General features: G+C 71.7%; 24 protein-coding genes. 8 read left to right on the forward strand and 16 right to left on the reverse strand.

Annotated elements, in window-relative coordinates; translation table 11 throughout:
* Nucleotides 1-436: 436 nt before the first annotated feature.
* From AB0N84_RS12315 to AB0N84_RS12335, 5 genes are all read right to left on the reverse strand, one after another.
* Complete coding sequence (locus AB0N84_RS12315; RefSeq protein WP_363546663.1) at nucleotides 437-1,216, reverse strand: alpha/beta hydrolase; 780 nt, start codon at nucleotides 1,214-1,216, stop codon at nucleotides 437-439.
* Nucleotides 1,217-1,251: 35 nt separating this feature from the next.
* A complete protein-coding gene (locus AB0N84_RS12320) occupies nucleotides 1,252-1,506 on the reverse strand; it encodes a hypothetical protein (protein ID WP_363546666.1) in 255 nt (84 codons plus the stop codon).
* 201 nt (nucleotides 1,507-1,707) lie between these two features.
* Entirely contained in the window at nucleotides 1,708-2,889 is a 1,182-nt protein-coding gene (locus AB0N84_RS12325) for an FAD-binding domain-containing protein (RefSeq protein WP_363546669.1), read from the reverse strand.
* Between the two features lie 168 nt (nucleotides 2,890-3,057).
* Nucleotides 3,058-3,513, reverse strand: coding sequence for a VOC family protein (locus tag AB0N84_RS12330; RefSeq protein ID WP_363546672.1), 456 nt, complete (start codon nucleotides 3,511-3,513; stop codon nucleotides 3,058-3,060).
* 81 nt (nucleotides 3,514-3,594) lie between these two features.
* Entirely contained in the window at nucleotides 3,595-4,230 is a 636-nt protein-coding gene (locus tag AB0N84_RS12335) for a flavin reductase family protein (RefSeq protein WP_363546675.1), read from the reverse strand.
* 187 nt (nucleotides 4,231-4,417) lie between these two features.
* Here AB0N84_RS12335 and AB0N84_RS12340 point away from each other — a divergent pair, with 187 nt between their 5' ends.
* Nucleotides 4,418-4,957: a cysteine hydrolase family protein gene (locus AB0N84_RS12340; protein WP_363546678.1), complete on the forward strand. Its 540-nt coding sequence runs from the start codon at nucleotides 4,418-4,420 to the stop codon at nucleotides 4,955-4,957.
* 75 nt (nucleotides 4,958-5,032) lie between these two features.
* On the opposite strand, the gene AB0N84_RS12345 is transcribed toward AB0N84_RS12340, so the two are convergent.
* The 4 genes from AB0N84_RS12345 to AB0N84_RS12360 form a co-directional block, all read right to left on the reverse strand.
* A complete protein-coding gene (locus AB0N84_RS12345) occupies nucleotides 5,033-5,269 on the reverse strand; it encodes a hypothetical protein (protein ID WP_363546681.1) in 237 nt (78 codons plus the stop codon).
* A 146-nt stretch (nucleotides 5,270-5,415) separates the two neighbouring features.
* The gene (locus AB0N84_RS12350) at nucleotides 5,416-5,841 is read right to left on the reverse strand and encodes a PRC-barrel domain-containing protein (protein WP_363546684.1); all 426 of its coding nucleotides are present in this window, start codon (nucleotides 5,839-5,841) and stop codon (nucleotides 5,416-5,418) included.
* 121 nt (nucleotides 5,842-5,962) lie between these two features.
* On the reverse strand, nucleotides 5,963-7,012 hold the full coding sequence (locus AB0N84_RS12355) for a methionine synthase (RefSeq protein ID WP_363546687.1): 1,050 nt from the start codon (nucleotides 7,010-7,012) through the stop codon (nucleotides 5,963-5,965).
* Nucleotides 7,013-7,032: 20 nt separating this feature from the next.
* Complete coding sequence (locus tag AB0N84_RS12360) at nucleotides 7,033-8,010, reverse strand: putative oxygenase MesX (protein ID WP_363546690.1); 978 nt, start codon at nucleotides 8,008-8,010, stop codon at nucleotides 7,033-7,035.
* A gap of 119 nt (nucleotides 8,011-8,129) precedes the next feature.
* On the opposite strand from AB0N84_RS12360, the gene AB0N84_RS12365 reads away from it, so the two are divergent.
* Both AB0N84_RS12365 and AB0N84_RS12370 read left to right on the forward strand, forming a co-directional pair.
* Nucleotides 8,130-9,071 (forward strand): LysR family transcriptional regulator, encoded by a 942-nt coding sequence (locus AB0N84_RS12365; RefSeq protein WP_363546693.1) that lies wholly within the window; start codon nucleotides 8,130-8,132, stop codon nucleotides 9,069-9,071.
* A gap of 88 nt (nucleotides 9,072-9,159) precedes the next feature.
* The gene (locus tag AB0N84_RS12370) at nucleotides 9,160-9,747 is read left to right on the forward strand and encodes a hypothetical protein (protein WP_363546696.1); all 588 of its coding nucleotides are present in this window, start codon (nucleotides 9,160-9,162) and stop codon (nucleotides 9,745-9,747) included.
* 4 nt (nucleotides 9,748-9,751) lie between these two features.
* On the opposite strand, the gene AB0N84_RS12375 is transcribed toward AB0N84_RS12370, so the two are convergent.
* Nucleotides 9,752-10,306: a hypothetical protein gene (locus AB0N84_RS12375; RefSeq protein ID WP_363546699.1), complete on the reverse strand. Its 555-nt coding sequence runs from the start codon at nucleotides 10,304-10,306 to the stop codon at nucleotides 9,752-9,754.
* Nucleotides 10,303-10,527, reverse strand: a complete 225-nt coding sequence (locus tag AB0N84_RS12380) for a hypothetical protein (RefSeq protein WP_363546702.1) — start codon at nucleotides 10,525-10,527, stop codon at nucleotides 10,303-10,305. Before AB0N84_RS12380 ends, AB0N84_RS12375 begins: the two co-directional genes overlap by 4 nt.
* A 330-nt stretch (nucleotides 10,528-10,857) precedes the next feature.
* Between AB0N84_RS12380 and AB0N84_RS12385 the strand changes: the two genes are divergently transcribed.
* Nucleotides 10,858-11,712 (forward strand): alpha/beta hydrolase, encoded by an 855-nt coding sequence (locus AB0N84_RS12385; protein ID WP_363546705.1) that lies wholly within the window; start codon nucleotides 10,858-10,860, stop codon nucleotides 11,710-11,712.
* Nucleotides 11,705-12,280 (forward strand): TetR/AcrR family transcriptional regulator, encoded by a 576-nt coding sequence (locus tag AB0N84_RS12390; protein ID WP_363546708.1) that lies wholly within the window; start codon nucleotides 11,705-11,707, stop codon nucleotides 12,278-12,280. The genes AB0N84_RS12385 and AB0N84_RS12390 overlap by 8 nt, the downstream gene beginning before the upstream one ends.
* On the opposite strand, the gene AB0N84_RS12395 is transcribed toward AB0N84_RS12390, so the two are convergent.
* Together AB0N84_RS12395 and AB0N84_RS12400 are read right to left on the reverse strand one after the other, a co-directional pair.
* The gene (locus tag AB0N84_RS12395; RefSeq protein WP_363546711.1) at nucleotides 12,261-13,286 is read right to left on the reverse strand and encodes a hypothetical protein; all 1,026 of its coding nucleotides are present in this window, start codon (nucleotides 13,284-13,286) and stop codon (nucleotides 12,261-12,263) included. The genes AB0N84_RS12390 and AB0N84_RS12395 overlap by 20 nt on opposite strands.
* A 156-nt stretch (nucleotides 13,287-13,442) precedes the next feature.
* Entirely contained in the window at nucleotides 13,443-14,810 is a 1,368-nt protein-coding gene (locus AB0N84_RS12400) for a lytic polysaccharide monooxygenase (protein ID WP_289459856.1), read from the reverse strand.
* 122 nt (nucleotides 14,811-14,932) lie between these two features.
* Here AB0N84_RS12400 and AB0N84_RS12405 point away from each other — a divergent pair, with 122 nt between their 5' ends.
* Nucleotides 14,933-15,796 carry an SMP-30/gluconolactonase/LRE family protein gene (locus tag AB0N84_RS12405; RefSeq protein WP_363546715.1) on the forward strand — a complete coding sequence of 288 codons (864 nt, stop codon included), beginning with the start codon at nucleotides 14,933-14,935 and terminating at the stop codon, nucleotides 15,794-15,796.
* A 92-nt stretch (nucleotides 15,797-15,888) separates the two neighbouring features.
* Here AB0N84_RS12405 and AB0N84_RS12410 read toward each other — a convergent pair whose 3' ends face one another.
* Nucleotides 15,889-16,620, reverse strand: coding sequence for an SDR family oxidoreductase (locus AB0N84_RS12410; RefSeq protein WP_363546717.1), 732 nt, complete (start codon nucleotides 16,618-16,620; stop codon nucleotides 15,889-15,891).
* 95 nt (nucleotides 16,621-16,715) lie between these two features.
* Between AB0N84_RS12410 and AB0N84_RS12415 the strand changes: the two genes are divergently transcribed.
* Nucleotides 16,716-17,270, forward strand: coding sequence for a TetR/AcrR family transcriptional regulator (locus AB0N84_RS12415; RefSeq protein WP_289459853.1), 555 nt, complete (start codon nucleotides 16,716-16,718; stop codon nucleotides 17,268-17,270).
* Nucleotides 17,271-17,297: 27 nt separating this feature from the next.
* Here the strand turns inward: AB0N84_RS12415 and AB0N84_RS12420 are convergent, their stop codons facing one another.
* Together AB0N84_RS12420 and AB0N84_RS12425 are read right to left on the reverse strand one after the other, a co-directional pair.
* Nucleotides 17,298-18,065, reverse strand: coding sequence for a glucose 1-dehydrogenase (locus AB0N84_RS12420; protein WP_182046262.1), 768 nt, complete (start codon nucleotides 18,063-18,065; stop codon nucleotides 17,298-17,300).
* Nucleotides 18,066-18,177: 112 nt separating this feature from the next.
* Nucleotides 18,178-19,305 (reverse strand): hypothetical protein, encoded by a 1,128-nt coding sequence (locus AB0N84_RS12425; RefSeq protein WP_363546721.1) that lies wholly within the window; start codon nucleotides 19,303-19,305, stop codon nucleotides 18,178-18,180.
* A 297-nt stretch (nucleotides 19,306-19,602) separates the two neighbouring features.
* Between AB0N84_RS12425 and AB0N84_RS12430 the strand changes: the two genes are divergently transcribed.
* The coding region (locus AB0N84_RS12430) for a pyridoxamine 5'-phosphate oxidase family protein (protein WP_363546724.1) at nucleotides 19,603-20,035 on the forward strand (433 nt) is incomplete at its 3' end.

Raw genomic sequence — 20,035 nt, forward strand, 5'->3', positions numbered from 1 at the left:
ACCGCCTGGTCCCAGACCCGCCGGAAGCCGGCATGGCAGGTCATGGTCGTCCTTGCCGGACGGTCTTGGCTCATCGTCGGCCTGATCCCAGAGGACGTCAACATCGCCGGACACTCCGTCGGCGCTCTCCCGATCTTCATCGTCGGGAACATCGCCCTCGTCGTCGCCGGTCGTTCCGGGTCGACCCGAGGTTGCCCGATTGTTCGTCGCTCCGCACTCGTGCTCGGGATCACGGGGCTGCTCGGCTTCATCCTGACCGCGATCGCCATCGTCAACCCCGTCGACCTGTCGGAATCGGGATGGCAGAACGCATCACGGTGTTCCCACTCCAGGCCTGGGCGCTCATCGCCGGGATCATCATTCTGCGCCAGCCGTGACCGCTCCGGGCCAGTGGGTCAACGCAGAGACTCACAAGAAGTGTCCAGTTGTCGATCGGCTACCGGTCGATGCGTGCGAGCCAGTCGCGGATCAGGGCGGCGGTGATCCCGGGTTGTTCGAGGTGCACGTTGTGCCCAGCACCATCGAGGACGACGAAGCTCCCTCGCGGGTAGTGGTCCCGGAGTGCGAGCCCGTTCTCGTAGCCGACGACGTCATCCTGCCGACCGAACAGGTGCAAGGCCGGAGCGGTGAACAGTTCCGGATGGAGCTCCTCCGGCAGGACACCGAGTGCGTAGTCGGCGGCGATACGGTCCATCACGGCAGGGTCGGCGCCACGGAGACCCGGCAGCACATACCGCTCGAACGCTGCGAACGCGGCGGCGTCCTGGATGACGCTGACCTCCTCGAAGGCTTCTCGCGCGTCGCCAGCGGCTTCGAGGACGGACGCTTCGGTGTGCAGCACGGTGCGCTCTGGGACAGTACGGTCTGCGTGTGCTGCATGCACGACACCCGCCAGGGTCGCGACTCCGAGGACGTGGTCTCGGCGTTCGTGGGCGACGTGTCGAGCGATCATGCCGCCGAACGAGTTCCCGATGACGGCGAAGGGCTCGTCGCCGAGGTGGTCGTCGATCTCGGCGAGTACCTCGTCGGCCACGTCAACCGCGCTCTTCGCGGTTGCGGTCACCGCGGCGTCTTCGGCCCACGGCAGGTCGAGGAACACGATCCGCCAAGGCAGATCCTGCACCGCGTCCGCCAGTGGCAGCATGATTCGGTGGTCCACCCCGAAGCCGTGGAGGGCGACGAGCGGACGACCAGAACCAAGAACTCGCGCGATCACCCAGCAAGCCTACGAGCATCCCGTGCCGGTAGCGGCTATCGAGACGGTCCGCTGCCCGTTGTCCGACTGCTCAGAACGCCTTCCACGATCCAGCACGCCAGGCCCACCACGATCAGAGCGCCACCCGTCCAGATCGCGGTGGAGCTACCCGCTTCAACGTTGCCGGCGATCACCGAGCCACCAGTGAGCACGAAGAAGAGCCCGACACCATCAATGATCGCGTTGAGCATCTTGGGCCGAGGTGACCCCTTCGCACGGGTGATGCCAAGGAGATCGAGAACGCGTCTCATGCGGCGAGCGTACGGCGTCAGGCAGTCCGGCGATCGATCCGCTACCGGCCGTGCTTCGCCTCACGAAGCGCGGAACGCCATGACCACACGCGAGCGCCAGCCACATCTGAGACCTTCGGACCCGTCAGGTGAGCCTGCGAGGCGGACTCGCCCCGCGCCTCCAGGCCGTGACAGCGCCCACCCCACAGCTCGCGGCTCCGGCTACCGCCCGTGGACCAAACCAGGGATCCGCCCCCGGAACGGGAAGAACCCTCGCGACGCGTACGGCCACGCGCGCCCGTCCCACCGCCGACGCACGGTGACGAGCGCGACGCCCTCCGCGCTGAGGCGCGAGCGCAACAGGTCGAGACGCTCCCGGACGGGGCCGACCGGCGCGTACGGGACGACCACCGTGTCCAGGTCCGCAGCGCCTGCCCAGTCGAGGACGGCGGAAGGCTCGACCGAGTCGAGCACCGCTGCATCGGTGGTCCGCGTCGCAGCGTCCGCGACCGCACCGGCTGTGAAGGCCGCGACCGCGGGCGACACACCGGCCGGGGAACGCTGCCCGGGGTCGGCGGCCACGGCAACCGCGCGGATCGACGCCGCGAGGGACGGGTGCTCCGCGAGCAGGCTCCCGGGCTCCAGGTCCTCCTCGTGCAGCAGCAACCCGACGTGCTCGCCGATCCGGCCGTCGACGTCGTCGGACGGCACCGGGACCGCGGCCGGGAAGGGCTCCTCGTCGAGCGCTCGGGCCTCGGTCGCGAGGCCGGTCGGTGCGAACCGGCCGTCGGTGTACCGCGCGATGTTCTCCGTCGTCGCCAGGTACGTCTTCCCCCGGGTCTGCAGTCCGGCGACCCAGCGCCACGACAGGGTGTTCGAGGCGGCGTCACCGTCGAGGAGGTGTCGGTAGAAGAAGTCGGCGCCGAGCTGCCAGGGCAGCTCGAGGGTGAAGACCCAGATGCTCGCGAACCACATCCTCGTGTGGTTGTGCAGGTACCCGGTCTCGACGAGCTCGTGCACCCACGCGTCCATCGCCTCGATGCCGGACCGCCCGGCGAGCACGTCCGCGTAGTGAGCGGGCAGGTCGCCGGCGAGCAGGTCGGCGACCTCTGCGCGGTAGCGGCGCCAGACCTCGGGGCGCTGTTCGAGCCACCCCTTCCAGTAGGTGCGCCAGAAGACCTCCTGCACGAACTTCTCCGCGGTGTGCAGGCTGTGCCGGTCGAGCACGGCGTCGACGACCTCCTGCTCGGTGACGAGCCGGTGCCGGACGTACGGCGACAGAACGGACACGTTGGTCCGCGCCGGACCGGTGTCGTGGTTGCGGTCACGACGGTAGTCGGCTCCGGCATGCGGGACGAACGCCTGCAGGGCATCGAGGCCGGCGGCTCGGGAGGGTGTGGTCACCACGCCATCCTGCGCCTGTCGGCGTCCGGGGGAGCCGTGCGCCGAAGGGCATCACGGGTGTCCGCAGGAGCCGCCAGCGGTCCTGACCGGATCACGTGACGGACTGGAGGCTGTGCTCACCTGGTGAGCACAGCCTCCAGTCCGTCGCGCGGTCCGACCGGGGCGGGGCTAGGAGAGGGGTGGTGGGGCGATCAGTTCGAGGAAGCCGCCGAGTTCACCCTCGAGGTAGATGATGCGTGTGCCCGCCCGGGCGCCGCTGGTCATCTCGTGGGCTCTGCCGACCGGCCGCCAACCGTGCGCTGCGCAGAGGTCGAGCACACGGTCGAGGTCCGAGACGGTCAGCGCGATGTGCACCGTGCCGGTCTCTGCGGGCGAGCCGCCTGCCCGAGCCGCCCGAGGAGGGTCGTACTGCAGCAGTTCGACCCGTCGGTCTCCGAGCACGACCGTGGCTGCACGGATGGATGCTCCGGTGACACCGGTGGTCGCGGCAGTGGTGTGCGCGTCGAGCGTGAAGGTGCGTTCGAGCGTGAAGCCGAGACCGGAGCACCACAGCACCAGCGCGTCGTCGAGGTCGCTCACGGTGAGGCCGGCGTGAGCGAAGTCCAGGACGAGTGGTGGTGTCATCCGATCAGTATCGCGGCCGGCCTGGCAGCCCCGTGAGGACGGAGTCGGGCCGTTCCGCGTCCTGGCCGACTCCTGGTCGGCTCACCGGTACCACTCCTCGTCTATCGTCGCGAGCTTCGAGGGCCGCAGCTCGTCCGCCAGGCCGTAGAAGCGTTGGAACGCCATGATGAGCGGTCGCCACCGATCCGGGTCGATGCGGTCCGCTGTCCCCACGGCGCGGATGTCCTCGTGCACGTGCACGCGGGAGACCGCGGCCTCGAACAGGAACGTCGCGTCATCGCCCGGGTCCTGGTCAGCCAGGGTGTGTGCGTCGACGACGTGTGCCTCGAGGTTCACCGGGCACTCACTGATCCGTTCGGCACGGACCGTGTCCCCGGGGAGCCCGTGCAGTCCGGCTGCCGCGAGCTTGTCCGCCACGTGCCGGTACCCGACCCGCTCCTTGCCGACCGGGACGGCATCGCGACCGGTGGTGAGGGCGAGGGCGTCCACGGCCGAGACCAGCGTGGCCGAGGGGAGGTTGATGACGCACTCGCCGGTCGCCAGCAGGTTCCGTGCGGTCTGCGACCTGCCACCCATGCCGAGCACGGCGGTGTGTCCGAGCCAGAACACCGACGACATCGGAGCGGTGTTGGTCACGCCGTCCTCGTCGACGGTGCTCAAGAGGACCACGGGGGTGCCGAAGTAGAGGATCGCGGGGTCGATGCGGGTGTGCTGCACGGGCTGCTCTCGGTCGGGGCCGCGCGGATCGCGGACTCCGCTGAGTCTCGTGGCGTCGGCACTCGACGGCTGGCGGGTTCCGGACGTCGCAACCCGTCGTCACCGCCGATGGTCGCTGCGTAGTGGCCGCACTGCCCAGACGGTACTGGTCCGGAGACCCACGCCCGGTGGCAGCCATACTCGTGTGATGACCCGTGCTCTCGTCCTCGTCGACATCCAGCGTGACTACTTCCCGGGCGGGGCGTTCCCGCTCGTCGAACCGGAAGCAGCGGCCACCGCGGCGCGCTCCGTCCTCGAGGGCTTCCGCGCGTCTGGTGAGCTCGTCGTGCACGTCTTCCACGTCAGCGACGACCCCGACGCCTCGTTCTTCCGCCCCGGGACGGCGGGGGTGAGGTTCCATCCGTCGGTGGAGCCGGCCGAGGGCGAGGTGGTGCTCGAGAAGCACCGCCCGAACAGCTTCATCGACACCGGCCTGCAAGGCGTCCTCGACGACGCGGACGTCACCGAGCTGGTGATCGTCGGGATGATGAGCAGCATGTGCATCGACTCGACCACCCGGGCCGCGCACGAGCTCGGGTACCGGAACACCGTGGTGTCGGACGCCTGCACGGCGCCGGACCTGCGCTACGGGGACACCGTCGTGCCGGGCGCGGTCGTGCACGCCGCGTTCATGGCCGCGCTCGACGGCAGCTTCGCGACCGTGACGGACAGCAGCTCCCTCGGCTGATCGGCCAGCTCAGCGGCTTCGTCGTCCGGTGATCCCTCGGCTACCGAGGCGTCTCCGTTGGCCTGCCGGACGCCCTCAGGTCGCCCTGCCGCTCGTCGCCGGTGTCGAAGAACGCGTCGAGGTACTCGTCGGGGGGAGGTCCGAGTCGCGCATGAGCGAGAACACTTCGGCACCGTCGCCCGGGTCGTGGACGAGTGCGAACGCCTGGGCGAGTCCGAGGTACTCCGCGTCCACGTCGACGGTGTACCGAGCGGCTTCTTCCTCGGCTGTGGCGATCGCGAGTGCGAAGTCAGCGGCGCGGACGATCACCACCCGTTCCTCGTACCTGCGCTCCCCGTGGCGGAACACGCACCGGACGCCGAACCACGCGTCCGCGTCCGGCGGGTTCCGCCGGACGCTCCGCAGAGCACGGCGGCCACTGGTGCCCCGACTCCGCCGTGCCGAGGGCGACGGGCCGGTCACGCCGGCGGCGCCGTTCCCGCGCCCTCGGTGTCGTCCGCGCCCGCAGGGCCGGTGCCGGCCTGGTCGAGGTTCTCGTGCGGGTCGCCCATGTCCCCGGTCGCGCTCCCCGCGGGCGACAGCCCGAAGTGCTTGCGGACAGCGTTCGCCTCGCTCGGGGACAGGGTCGGTCCGGCTCCCGAGGAGGGCGCTGCCTTGATGGCGCTCTTCGTGTACCCGACGTGCAGGTCCGTACCGTCGAAGGTGGCGTCCTCGACCGGGACGAGCGTGTGGTGACTCCCGAGCAGTCCGGTCGCGACACTGACGTAGGCGGCGCTGCCGTCCTCGGTGGAGGGGAACACCTGCGCGACCTTGCCGACCGATGCCCCGTCACGATCTCGCACGGTCGCGTTCTCGACCTCGTGGATCTTGCTCTTGGTGATCATGGAGGTAGTCAACGCCTTCGTCCTGACGGCCGTGACCTGCGCGCCGAAAGGGAGCCGCGCCTCCCGGCCGGACCGAGATCCCGCACCTGACGGACGCTGGCCGTGCCGTGGAGTCGGGACGCTACCGCGCTGCCGGAACCGCGACGCTGGCGAGCTCCGCTCGGACGATGTCCGCTCCTGCGGACAGCGCGCCGAGCTTCTGCAGGGCCGCGCCGCGGGCCAGCGGTGCCATGCCGCAGTTCGTGCTCGGGATGAGCTTGTCCGCGTCGACGTGCTCGAGTGCTCGCCGCAGCACCTCGGCGACCTCCTCGGGCGTCTCGACCCGCTCGGTGGCGACGTCGATCGCCCCGAGCATGACCTTCTTGCCGCGGATGAGCTCGACGAGCTCGAGCGGCACGTGGGAGTGGATGCACTCGAGGGAGACGATGTCGATCGAGGACTGCTGCAGGAGCGGGAAGGACTGCTCGTACTGCCGCCACTCGGCGCCGAGGGTCTCCTTCCACCGGTTGTTCGCCTCGATGCCGTAGCCGTAGCAGATGTGCACGGCGGTCTCGGCGCGCAGGCCCTCGGCGGCGCGTTCGAGCGCGGCGACGCCCCAGTCCCGCACCTCGTCGTGGAACACGGTGAACGCGGGCTCGTCGAACTGGATGACGTCGACGCCGGCCTCCTGGAGCTCGAGTGCCTCCTGGTTGAGGATCGTCGCGAACTCCCACGCCAGCTTCTCGCGGCTCCTGTAGTGCTGGTCGGAGAGGGTGTCGATCATGGTCATCGGGCCGGGCAGTGCCCACTTGATCGGGCGGTCGGTCTGGGCGCGGAGGAACCTTGCGTCCTCGACGAAGACCGACTCCGGGCGGCTCACGGCGCCGACGACCGTGGGGACGGCGGCGTCGTAGCGGTCACGGATGCGGACGGTCTCCTTGCGCTCCTGGTCGATGCCGTCGAGGTGCTCGATGAACGTCGTGACGAAGTGCTGGCGGGTCTGCTCGCCGTCGCTGACGATGTCGATCCCGTTGCGCTCCTGCTCGTGGACGGCGGAGCGGAGGGCGTCCTGCTTGCCCTCGGTCAGGGCCGCCCCGTCGAGCTGCCAGGGGGACCAGAGCTTCTCGGGCTCGGCCAGCCAGGAGGGCTTCGGCAGGCTGCCGACGATCGAGGTGGGGAGGAGGGTGCTCATGTGCGTGGAGGTCCAGTCGGTCAGTGGGTGAGGGCGGCGGGCGCGGTCTGCTCGGCGAGCCAGCGGTCGAGGAAGTCGCGGTGCGGCGCGACGAGGTGCTCCTCGGTCCACCGTCCCTGCGTGACGCCGAGACGGCTGCGTTCCTCGCGGTCGTACGCGATGCCGGTCGACGACCAGTCGCTGTGCTCGAGGGTCGGGCGGAACTCGCTCGGCGCGACCCCGTTCGCGTTGTAGATCTCCGGTCGGTAGATCTTCTGGAACGTCTCCATCGTGCTGATCGTGCCGATCAGCTGCAGGTCCGAGTAGTCGGCGACGACGTCACCGCGCGAGTAGAAGGCGAGCGGCGCCTTCGCACCCGGCGGCATGAAGTACCGGACCTGCATCCCCATCCGGCCGAAGTAGTCGTCGGTGAGCGAGGCGTGCTCGTGCTCGTACTCCGCGCCGAGGACCGGGTGGACGAAGCCCGTCTGCCGGTAGGTCTGGCTCGTCGAGACGCTGATGCACACCACCGGCTCGGCGTCGAACTGCGACCGGAAGGCATCCGACCGCAGGAAGTGCTGGAAGAGCTGCCCGTGCAGCTGCCCGAAGTCGGCGGGGAGCGAGGGCGCCGAGGGCAGTCGCACCGCGAAGTCGTGGTCGCGGAGGTACGACGAGAAGTTGTTGCCGAGGATGCCCTGGTGGCGCTCGCCGGTGTGCTGATCGACGACCGTGACGTCGAGCACCTCGATCAGGGGGAAGCGCTCGACCCGTCCACCGTCCTCGAACTGCATCGTGATCGACACGATGTCGAGCTCGACGCGGTAGCGGTCACCGTCCGGATCCCCGGCCAGGTCGTTGCAGCGCCCGTCGATGAGCGCGAGGGCGTTGCGGAGGTTCTGCTGGCGGCCCTCGCCGCGGGCCAGGTTCGCGAAGTTCGTGGTCAACCGCGAGCTCTCCGCCGGCGAGTAGTCCTCGTCGAAGCGGGTCCTGCTGATGCTGAAGGTGATGTCGTTCGCCATGGTCCGCAGTCCGTACGTCGAGCGCCCGCGGGCACTGTGGGAAGAGTCCTCCGATCATGCCGGGAGGCGCGGGTCATCAGGTAATACCGAGACGCTATGCAGACACATAGTCTGCATCTATGGCTCGGGTCTCGAACGACATCACGCTGCAGCAGCTCCGGTACTTCATCGAGGTCGCCTCCGAGGGCTCCATCAGCGCGGCGGCGGACCTGCTCTACATCTCGCAGCCGACGCTGTCGGCAGCCATGAAGGACCTCGAGACGCGGATCGGGCGGCCGCTCTTCACCCGGTCGGCGCGCGGCGTCGTACTGACGGTCGACGGCGTCGAGTTCCTCGGGTACGCCCGGCAGGTCGTCGAGCAGGTCTCCCTGCTCGAGCAGCGGTACGTCGGGCGCCAGGCGTCGCGCCGGTTGCTCGGGGTCTCCGCGCAGCACTACTCGTTCGCCGTCGAGGCCTTCGTCCGCATGGTCGAGGGAGCGGCCGCCGACGAGTACGAGTTCTCCCTCCGCGAGACCCGCACCTGGGACATCATCGAGGACGTCCGGACACTGCGGAGCGAGGTCGGCATCCTCTACCGGAACGACTTCAACCGGCAGGTGCTCGGCAAGCTCATGCGGGACGCCGGCGTCGTGTTCACCCCGCTGTTCGTGGCGCAACCGCACATCTTCGTGGCCCGGCGGAACCCGCTCGCGTCGCGGGAGCGGGCGACCCTCGAGGACCTCGCGGACCTCCCACGGCTCACCTTCGACCAGGGCGCGAACAACTCCTTCTACCTGGCGGAGGAGATCCTGTCGACGATGTCGAGCAAGCGCGAGATCCGGGTGTCGGACCGGGCGACGATCTTCAACCTCATGATCGGTCTCGGCGGGTACACGATCTCGACGGGGTTGATCAGCGACGACCTCGATCCGGAGATCGTGGCCATCCCGCTCGACGTCGACGAGCGGATCGAGATCGGGTGGATCGCGCACACGTCGGTGCCGCTGACCGTGCAGGCGCACACGTACCTGGACGAGCTGCGGGCGGTGGTCGTCGGCTACGGGGTCGAGCTGCTCGGCTAGGTGTGTCTCGGGTCCCCGCGGTCGCAGCAGGTCGCCCGGAGGCGGTGCGAGCGGGACACACCACGGGGCGACGCGTAGCTTCGTCGGGGTGGGGAACCGACCGATCGACCAGGACGCCGACGACACGCAGCAGGACACGCAGCAGGACACACGGCACGACCCGTACGCGCGACGACCCGGCTACGTGACCGGCGTCGACGGTCGTACCGACATGTGGACGACCGCGGTGGTCGCGGGCGTGGTCACGGCCGCCGCCGTGCTGTTCGTCTCCGGGCTGCTGCACCTCACCGAGCCGATCGCGTACTCGGCGGCCGTCGTGATCGGCCTCGTCGTGTGGCTGACGATGCGCGCTCGCCGACGGGCAGCGGACCGTCGCGCGGGACGGTCTCCCGATGCGGTCGCGGAAGCGCGGACGCGGGCGGTGGCCGAGGCGAACGGCGGCCGGCGGTTCTTCGTCGCGCAGAACCCCGTGGTCCTCATCGTGATGGGGTGCATCTTCCTGGCGGTCGGGGTCGCGAGGACGGTGGCCACCGGCGTCTCGGGTGGTTCCGTGCTCGTCGCGGTGGTCCTCGCCGTCTCGGCGGGGTACTTCATCGTCCAGGGCATCGGCACGCTCGTCGTGCGACGGCGTCCGCCGGACGGCGAGCCGGGCGCGGACGTGGGGCGCCGCAGCTGACGGATCACCGGACCTCCGCCGACCGCCACAGGTCGCGGAGGACCGCAGCGGCCCGGTGCAGCCACGGACCCGCGGCCAGCACCGCCGTCGCGCCGAGCGCGAGCGACTGGACGCCGATGCAGACCTCGAGCGGCACCACCGGGACGAGTCCCGCAACGAGCCAGACCGTCGCGAGCACGACGACGGCAGCGGAGGTCGCCCGGCGAGGCGCCCGTGCGCGCGCCGCGAGCACGAGACCGACCGGCACCGCAGCCTGAGCCGCTGCACCGTCCGTCGAGATCCCGGTGCCGCCGGCCGGCGACAGGAGCGCGACCCACACGAGCACGCTGCAGCACACGAGGGTCCGGGCTGCATCGCGACACCAGAGTGCGGCGAGCGCGCCGGAGAGCGCGGCGGCGACGGCGACCGCAGCGAGGTCGACAGGCCATCCGCCCCGCAGGAAGCGCGCCCCGGCGAAGCCGAGCAGGTCGTCGACGGACAGGACGGTGGCAGCCGTCGCGGCGAGTACCGGAGCAACAGCCCCGATCACCGATCGTGCACGCCGCACGCTCGGCGTCACGATCCCGACCGGACGGCCGACACGGCCTCGCTGATCGTCGTGCCCGGGTGCCGCTCGCGGTGCCGCCGGACCACCCGAGGATCGACGTCCACGGGGCCAGACGCCGTGCCGGGCGTGCCGACCGTGCCCGGCCCCGACGCCGCGAACCAGAGCGTGGCGAGCGCAACGGTCCCTGCCGCCTCGACGCCGATCAGTGCGAGGGCAGCGAACGACGTCGCCACGCCTCCGAGGGTGATCAGGGCCCGCCTCCTCGTGGTGCTGCCGGTCGGTGTCGTCATGCGTTCCTTCCCCTGCCGGCGCCCCTCGCCTGGAGTGCCCACCACCCTGCCGGTGATACGCGAGATGTGCAATGGCGCTCCTCGATCTCGACCATGCGGCGACCTCGTACGTCGCCGATTCCGCGGCTGCCGCGCCACGGGATCGCGACCGGAGGCATCCGCCACCGGGGGTCGAGCTGGCGCTCGGCGCGTCCGTCCGTCGCTGGATGCCGTTGACACCGCACGGCTACGAGTATTAGCTTTTGGCTACACATCGTAGCCAAGGAGCCCGACATGACCGAACACCTCGCCGTCCCCGGCGGCACCATCGCGTACGACCTCACCGGCGACGGCCCGCTCGTCGTCCTCGCGCACGGGATGGGCGACAGCCGCCGGTCCTACCGCTTCGTCGTCCCGGCCCTCGTCGCCGCCGGGTACCGGGTCGCGAACGTCGACATCCGCGGCTGCGGCGACTCCGGTGCCGAGTGGAGCGGCTACAGCCGGACCGACATCGCGGGTGACCTGGTCGCCGTGGTCCGGCACCTCGGCGGCCCCGCCGTCATCGTCGGCCAGTCGATCAGCGGCGGTGCCGCCACCATCGCCGCGGCCACCGCGCCGGAGCTCGTCGCCGGCGTCGTCGAGATCGCGCCCTTCACCCGGAAGCAGTCCGTCGACGTCGTCGGTCTCCTGCGCAACCGCCGCCACCGGTCCGCCACCGTCCAGCTCGGCAGGGTCATGGCCGCGGGCAGCCTCGCCGGGTGGCTCGCGTACCTCGACATCGCGTACCAGACGAAGCCGGCGGACTGGGCGGAGGAACGTGCGCACATCGAGGCCGTGCTGTCCCGTCCGGAGCGGATGGCGGCGCTCACCGGCATGACGAAGACGACGCCCGCCGACGCCGGGGCGAGGCTGCCGGAGGTCCGACAGCCCGTCCTCGTCATCGAGGGCGCTGCCGACCCGGACTGGGCGGACCCCCGGGCCGAGGGGGAGCGCGTCGTCGCCGACCTGCCCGACGGCCTCGGCGAGGTCGCCGTGATCGACGGCGCCGGGCACTACCCACACGCCGAGACGCCCGACGCGGTGCTCGCACTCGTGCTGCCCTTCCTCGGGCGCACGCTCGCCACGGCGGACGGGACGACCGGTGCCTAGGGCGGGACTCGACCCCGCGGTCGTCACCGCGGCCGCCGCCGACCTGGCCGACGAGACCGGACTCGCGCAGGTGAGCATGAGCGCCGTCGCCGAGCGTCTCGGGGTCCGGGCGCCGTCGCTGTACAAGCACGTCGGGGGCCTCGACGACCTGGTCGACCGGATCGCGGTGCTCGCGGCCACCGAGGTCGCGGACGAGGTCGGTCGGGCGACGCAGGGACGGGCCGGGATCGACGCGCTCGGTGCCGCGGCGCACGCCTTCCGGAGCTACGTCCGGGCGCACCCGGGCCGGTACGCCGCGACGGTCGGCCCACGGGCGTCGGCACCGGACGCGCCCGATGCTGCGGCCGCGGCGCTCCGCGGGGCGCTGGACCCCTTCACCGCGGTGCTGCGCGGGTACGACCTCCCCGAGGCCGAACTCGTGCACGCGCTCCGGACCTTCCGGAGCATGCTGCACGGGTTCGCCACGCTCGAGACCGGCGGTGGCTTCCGCTTGTCGGAGGACGTGGACGCGAGCTTCGCCTGGGTGGTCGCGTTCCTCGACGAGGGGTTCAGGCGGTCACGGAGCTAGGCCCTCGCGGGTCGACCTCGTCGGCCGTGGGGGAGGGTGCTCCACCGTGTCGTTCCGCGTAGTCGCGCGCGCGCCGCATCCGTCGGACGCTCGTCGGCACCGCCCACAGCAGGACCGCCACCATCGCCACCAGGAACACGACGGGGAGCACACCGAGCTGCCCGTCGAGCGTGGACGACACGAACTGGAACGCGAGCCCGACGTAGAGGAGGCCCGTGAACGCCAGCTGGAAGCGCATCGTGAGCGGGACGAGTCGCGCGTACTGCAGCGCGCCGTGCTCCTCCGCCGCGTCGAGCGGGATCGACCTGCCGCGGAGGACGACCTTGCCGAAGCGTTGCAACCGCCCGATGTCGCGCCCGCCGACGTCGCGCAGTGCACGGTTGAAGGGGAGCGCGACGAGCACGGCCGCGATCGCGGTCGCCGTGAAGGTGAGCTGACCGGCCAGGAGGACACTCCGCAGCACGCCGTCACGGGATCCGTCGTCCGACACCACGAGGAGCGTCGCCCCGATGGTCGCGACGACCGCCGACACGACGAACGTCACGGCGATGGCCCGGACTCCGCGTCGGACGACGGCCGCCGACGGCACGACGTCGTCGTCGGACCGCTCGACCACCCGCTCCGAGCGGCGGAAGCGGTCACCGAGCGGCCGGGCGACGGCGAGGAGCACGGCGGCTCCACCGATCAGGACGACGGGCACCCAGACCGGCGCTCGGGCCGACACCGTCGCCAGGACGACGACCACGGCGGCGACCAGGTCGATCCCGAGGGCGCCGAGGAACCACCACCGCAGGTACCGCCGCCCCTCGGGCGAGGACCTCGGGTCCCAGTAGCCGGCCAACGAACCGACCAGGACCGGACCCATCACGAGGAACGGGATCGTGAACACGGACGCGAGGACGAGTCCGTCGGCCGCACCGCCGAGCTGGAACGCGACGAGGAGACCGGCGCCGAGGGCCAGCGCGGTCGCGACGACGATCACCACGAGGTAGACGAACACGCGCATCGTTGCTCCTTCGGGTCGGACACGTCGATGCTGCCAGGAACGTCGACGGGGCGGCCGGGATCTGCGGGTGTCCGCAGCCGGCCACCGGACGGGAGGCGCGGTGCGGGCCGGCACCGCGCCTCCCGTCCGACCGTGGGTCGGGACCGGAGACCGTCCCTAGCGGACCGGCTCCCAGAGCGAGAGTGCGGTGATCCAGTTCGGGTCACCGTGGCCCTGGTGCGACTGCACGGCCTCGTACGCCGTGCCCTCGTGCGTGACCCGGTCGCCCTTCGTGTAGGCAGCGTGGGCGTCCCACGCCGGGTACTCCGAGCCGGCGTCGCTCTTCGTGGTCGCGACGTGCGTGTTCGACAGCGCGGACGCGACGCCCTCCGTGTTCACCGCCCGGACCGTGTACTCGTGCCGCGTGCCCGCGCGGAGCCCGACGTCCACGAAGGTCGTCGCGCCGGTCTCGCCGACCTGCTCGCCGTCGCGGAGGACCTCGTAGCGGACGCCCCGGGTGTCGTCCCCCGCGGTCCACATCAGCGACACGGTGGACTCGGTCGTGCCCATGTCGTGCAGGTGCTGCGGTGCGGCCGGAGCGGCGGCCTGCTCGGGCATCCGGACGGTCAGGATCGCGTGGGCGAGGCCGATGTTGCCCGCCGCGTCCACGGCGCGGACGCCGAAGTCGTAGAGCTCGCCCGGGGTCAGACCGGTGAGGCGGGTGGAGCGCTGGGTGGCGGCGACCTCCTGGACGACGCGGAAGTCGTCCTCGGTCGCGCCGAGCTCGACGACCTGGTACCGAGCGACCCCGACGTCGTCCGTCGCCGCGCCCCAGGTGACCTCGGCCTCGGTGGAGCTGACCGCGCGGGCCGCGGCGTCGGGCACCGTGCCGGGTGCCTCGGTGTCCTGGACCGGTTCCGGGGTCTCCCCGTCGCCGGGCTGCACGTCGACGTCGATGACGTTGTAGAACGCGTTCGCGGTGTCGGCCACGTCCCAGACGGCGTAGATGACGTGGTAGCCCTCGCGGTCGGACGGGATCGTGATGTGGTGCGACGGGTTGTTCGACGCCGCGGAGCCGTCGTGCGAGACGGTCTCGATGAGCTCGAGGTCGTCGCGGTCGAGTTCGTCGTTCGGGTCCCAGCCCTCCTTCGTCATGAAGTAGCGCCACTGCGAGGTCATGTGCGGGGCGGTGAACTTCCAGTTGACGGTGACGTCGCCCTGCTCGACGACGTTCTTCTGCCAGCGGTCCTCGCGCTGCTCGTCGAGAGCCGACCACTTCGCGTTGCCCGCGGAGGCGAGGTGCCCGTCGGCGGGACCGGCGGCGGGGAAGCCCTTCGGAGCCTCGAGGCTCTGCGGCTCCCACTGTGCGCCGCCCATGTCGCCGTTCGCCTTCAGGGCGGCACGTGCGGTGAGCGTCTGCCCGGGGTCGCCCGAGTCGTCGCCGACGAACCCGTGCGCGAACGCCGCGGACGGCACGAGCGTGGCGGCGCCGATCGCGACGGCGGCCGAGGCGCACAGGAGCGCGGCGGACTTGTGAGGACGCATGGTGATCCGATCTGTCGTGGTGGTGCGGGTCCTTCCCGCCTCGCTGCGACGATCCCAGCCCGGCGGCGCCGACCGGCGTCGGCGAAGGGTGACGTGGCAGGTCGGCCTGGCAGGCTGGACGCGTGCACACCACCATCGACTCCGCGACCGAGGTCGTCTCCGGCATCCGGTTCCCCGAGGGCAACCGCTGGCACGACGGCCGGCTCTGGTACTCCGACATGCACACGGGCGAGGTGTTCTCCCTCGACCCCGTGACCGACGCCGGCCCCCGGCGCGAGGCGACGATCGACGGGCAGTCGTCCGGGCTCGGCTGGCTGTCGGACGGTCGGTTGGTCGTCAGCGCCATGAACGCGCGGTCGATCGTCGCCGTCGAGGCCGACGGCACGCAGTCGGTGTTCGCGGACCTGTCGCCGATCGAGTCCTCGCTCGTCAACGACCTGGTCGTCGACGAGACGACCGGTCGCACCTACGTCGGCGCGTTCGGGTACGACCTCTACGGCGGCGAGGAGCTCCGCCCCGGCCCGCTGTACGTCGTCGACCCCGACGGGTCCGTCCGGCCCGCCGCCGACGGCCTGGTCTTCCCGAACAGCATGAACGTGCTGCCCGGCACCCGGACGCTGGTCGTCAGCGAGACCTGGGGTGGTCGTCTCACCGCGTTCGACATCGCGGCGGACGGGTCGCTGGGCGGTCGACGGGAGTGGGCAGCCCTGCCGGAGGGCACCACGCCGGACGGCAGCACCGTCGACGCGGAGGGCGGCATCTGGGTCTGCTCGGTCGACACGGGGGAGTTCCTCCGCGTCGTGGAGGGCGGCACGGTCACGGACCGCGTCGACGCCCCCGGACTGTGTGCCGTCGACTGCGCGCTCGGCGGCGAGGACGGCCGCACGCTCTACCTCGCGACCGCCGACAGCTACGACCCGGCGGTGACGGCGCGCACGCGCGCCGGCCGGATCAGCGCCGTCCGCGTCGCGGTCCCCGGTCCCTGACCGGCGCGTCCGTCCGGACCCAGTGACGGACGGGAGGCCCGGTGCCAGCCGACACCGGGCCTCCCGTCCGACGTGTGCCGCGACCGGCCGTGTCAGCTGGTCACCACGGCCGCTGCCGCGGCCGTGGCCGCAGCGAGCTCCTCGGCGGGCCGCGAGAGCATCGACTTGACCAGCCGGGAGTCCTCGTCGGCGAGGACTTCGGACGCGCCCGCGACCACCCCGTCGTACGACTGCGCGACGACGTCGGCGGGCGCGACCTTCGGGACGTCGAAGCGGGCACCCATCGCGGTGTCGACCATGCCCACGATCACACCGGTGACCGTCGTGCCCTGGGCGGCGAGCTCGACCCGCAGGCCGTTCGTCGCGGCCCAGGCGGCGGCCTTGGACGCAGCGTAGACGGTCGGCAGCGGGACCCAGGCGGCGAGGGACAGGACGGTGAGCACTGCACCACCGCCGTTCGACGCGAGCACGGGCGCGAACGCGGCGGCGACCCGGATCGGGCCGAGGGTGTTGGTCGCGAAGACGTCCTCGAGCGATCGTTCCGCCGGGGCCGCGATGCTCGCGTCGCTCGCCGGAGCGATGCCCGCGTTGTTGACGACGAGGTCGACGTCGGTGGCCTCGGCGGCGGCTGCGGCGATCGACGACGGATCGGTGACGTCGAGACGGAGGGGGACGATGCGCTCGTCGTCCCACTCCCGCGGAGCGCGAGCGGCGGCGTACACACGGCGGGCGCCGCGCTCCAGCGCCTGCCGGACGAACTCGGTGCCGAGTCCGCCGTTGGCGCCGGTGACGAGGACGGTGCGGTTCTCGAGCTGCTGGGTCATGGGTGCTCCTGCGGTAGGCTGATCGAAGTGGGGACGCTCCCCGCTCTCAGTATGTGGGGACAGTCCCCAGTTTGTCGAGCACCCGAGGAGACCACGTGCGCGCCGACGCCCAGCGCAACCGCGAGGCCATCCTCGACGCGGCACGGGCCTGCTTCGAGGACGAGGGGATCAACGCCTCGACCGACGGGATCGCCGTCCGGGCAGGTGTCGGCAACGCGACGCTCTACCGGAACTTCCCGACGCGCGACGACCTCCTGGCTGCCGTGGTCGAGGAGAGCGTCGAGACGCTGCTCGCAGCGTCCCGGTCGATGGCGGAACGGGACCCGGCGGCGGCGCTCCGCGAGTGGATGTTCCAGCTCACCTGGCGGCTGCGCACCTGGCAGGACCTGCCCACGTGCATCGCGCGCACGAAGGACGACGACGGCAACCCGGTCCAGCCGGTGAGCGAACGACTGACCGCCCGCACCGAGGACTTCCTCCGCCGTGCGAGCGGCGGCCGCGAGCCGGTCGTGCCGGCGGCGGAGGTCTTCGAGCTGCTGACCGCGCTGTCCTGGGGGATCGACCGGTTCGGGGACGACGAGGAACGCGCCCGCGCGCGCGTCGACCTGGCGACCGCGGGCGTGTCGGCCCGGATCGCCGCTCCCGGGTAGGCCGCGTCACCGGCGCCCGTCTGACGGTCAGAGCCCGACGCTGCCCTGCGAGATCCCGCCGTCGATGGTGACGGTCGTGCTGGTCATGTAGGCGGCCTTGCCCGACGCCAGGAACACGACGACCTCGGCGATCTCGTGCGGCTTCGCCGGGCGGCCGAGCGGGATGGCGTCGTCGAGCTGCCGCAGCTTGTCGGGGTCCGAGGTCGTCGCGGTGTTGATCGGGGTGTCGACGGCGCCGGGGGCGATGTTCACGATCCGGACGCCGTGCGGTCCGAGCTCCACGCCGCCGCTGCGGGCGAGCATGCGCATCCCGCCCTTCGACACGCAGTAGGCGAGGTTGCCGGGCATCGGCCAGTCCTCGTGGACGCTCGAGATGTTCAGCACGAGGCCGCCGTTCCCCTGGGCGATGAACTGCTTCGCCGCAGCCTGGGTGCCGAAGAAGGCGCTCTTCATGTTGACGGCCATGACCTTGTCGTAGCCCTCCTCGGTCTCCTCGAGCAGGGACTTCCGGTCCTCGATCCCGGCGTTGTTGACGAGGACGTCGAGCGAGCCGAACGCGTCCACGGCCTTCTGCACCATGGTGTGCAGGTCCGCGGCGCTCGTGATGTCGGCGTCGACGCCGACCGCGTGGCCGCCGGCCTGCTCGATCCGGGCGATGAGCGAGTCCGTCGCCTCGGGGTGGGCGACGTAGTCGATGACGATGTTCGCGCCCTCCGCGGCGGCAGCGAGGCAGATCTGCTCGCCGATCCCGCTGTTGCCGCCGGTGACGACGATGGTCTTGCCTTCGAGCAGCATGCTTCCTCCTGGTGGGTCCGGTGTCGCCCACGTTGCTCCGCCGTCCCTGGTGTGGTCCGGCGGATCGGCTGAGGCTGTGCGCAGCCGACCGGCGCGCCCCGGACACGGCGGCTCAGGACCCGTGACCGCGCGCGCCGTCCCGACGGCGGGCACCGTCCCGCCAGGGTCTCGGCGTCCTCGGTCGGTCGAGGACCGTGCAGAGCGCCGCCCCGGCGAGCACGAACGCGACCGCGCCGACGAGCAGCCGCGCTTCCGGGTAGCCGGCGGTCGTCAGGGACCCGGCCGCCGCGGCGGCGAGGGCGACGGTCGCGATCCCCACGAGCGCCCGCCAGCGCCGGTGGTCCCATCCGCGCCGGAGCGCCGTCAGGACGAGCACGGCACCGGCGGCGAGGGCGAGGGGACGGAGTCCGAACGTGACCGCGTACCGCAGCGGCAGGGACGGCACGGCGAAGAGCACGAGGAACCAGCCGATCGACCGGATCGCGGACGCTGCGAGCGGTGCCGGGTCGCGGGACCGACGAGCGGCCACCCACCGTGCCGCTGCCAGGACCGCCCCGGCCGCGGCGGCACCCGGCACCCACCCCGCCAGGTGTCCGAGGTCGTACAGCGTGGCGGTGTCGTAGACCGCGAGGACCAGGACGCCGAGTGCTCCGGCCGACAGGGCGAGCGTCACGAGCCCGGCCGGTCGGCTGCCGCCGGGTGCGAGCTGCGCGAGCAGCAGCGGCGTGACGATCCCGGAGGCGACGCGGACGACGAGGTCGACCGGCGTCCACGGGTTCGCCAGGTCCAGCTCGATCAGGCAGAACGTCACGGTGGACACCCCCGACAGCAGCCAACGTGCCGCGAGGACGCGTGCGAAGACCTCCTCGCCGGACCACCGGCACACCAGCAGGTACGCGAGCAGCACGAACGGCAGCTCCAGGCCCGCCTGCACGTGCAGGACGGTCCACGGCCACGCGGGCAGTGCGGAGGCGAGCGGGCCGAGGTCGGCGAGGGCGAACCACCCGGACGGCAGGTACCGCGCGACGGGATCCGGGTCGCCGTGCCAGGTCTGCTCGACGAACGCGGTGACCAGGACCTGGTTCGCCAGGAACAGCGCGACGACGACGCCGAGCCACGTGCCCGGGTGCCGCAGGACGCCGCCGGTGCGGTGCCGGACCGGTGCCCGCAGTCGCGGGACCCACGCCACCGCGGCGACCACCGCGGCCACGAGCAGGACGGCGAGCACGAGTTCCCCCACGACGGGGAGCGTACGACGAGCGCGGCGCCGGACCGCCACCGGTCCGTCGCCGTGTGCCGCCGGACACACGGGGCCCGACGGTGTGCGACCACGGGCGCTCGAGCCGCTCGGGCCGCTCGGGACGAACCACGGACACGACGTCGAACCAGGGGGCGGCCGTGGTTCGACGTCGTCCGCGTGGTTCGACGCAGGTCCGTCGTCCGTCGTCCGTCTTCCGTTGGCGCCCAGTCGCGCGCAGCGGCGGCGCGTACCGTGCGGGGCGACAGGAAACCGGCACACGACGGAAGAGGGACCACCATGTCCGGAACCACGCACGACGACCAGCGCCACGTCGCCGAACTGCTCGGCGACGCCGAGGTGGCGATGCTGACGACCATGACCGAGGACGGTCGCCACGTCAGCCGCCCGATGGCGATCCAGGAGGCCGAGTTCGACGGCGACCTCTGGTTCTTCGCCTACGACGACTCCGCCAAGGCCCGGCAGATCGCCGCGCACCCCGAGGTGAACGTCGCGTTCTCCGACACGAAGGGGCACTCGTGGACGTCGCTCGCCGGGCGCGCGAGCGTCGTGCACGACCGGCAGAAGGCCGAGCAGCTCTGGGCGAAGCCGCTGCAGGCGTGGTTCCCGGACGGACTCGAGACGCCGGGGCTCGCGCTGATCAGGGTCGAGGCGGACTCCGCCGAGTACTGGGAGGGGCCGAAGAGCACGGCGGCCTACGTGGCGAAGACCG

The organism is Curtobacterium sp. NPDC089185, assembly GCF_040685235.1.
Classification (GTDB): domain Bacteria; phylum Actinomycetota; class Actinomycetes; order Actinomycetales; family Microbacteriaceae; genus Curtobacterium; species Curtobacterium citri.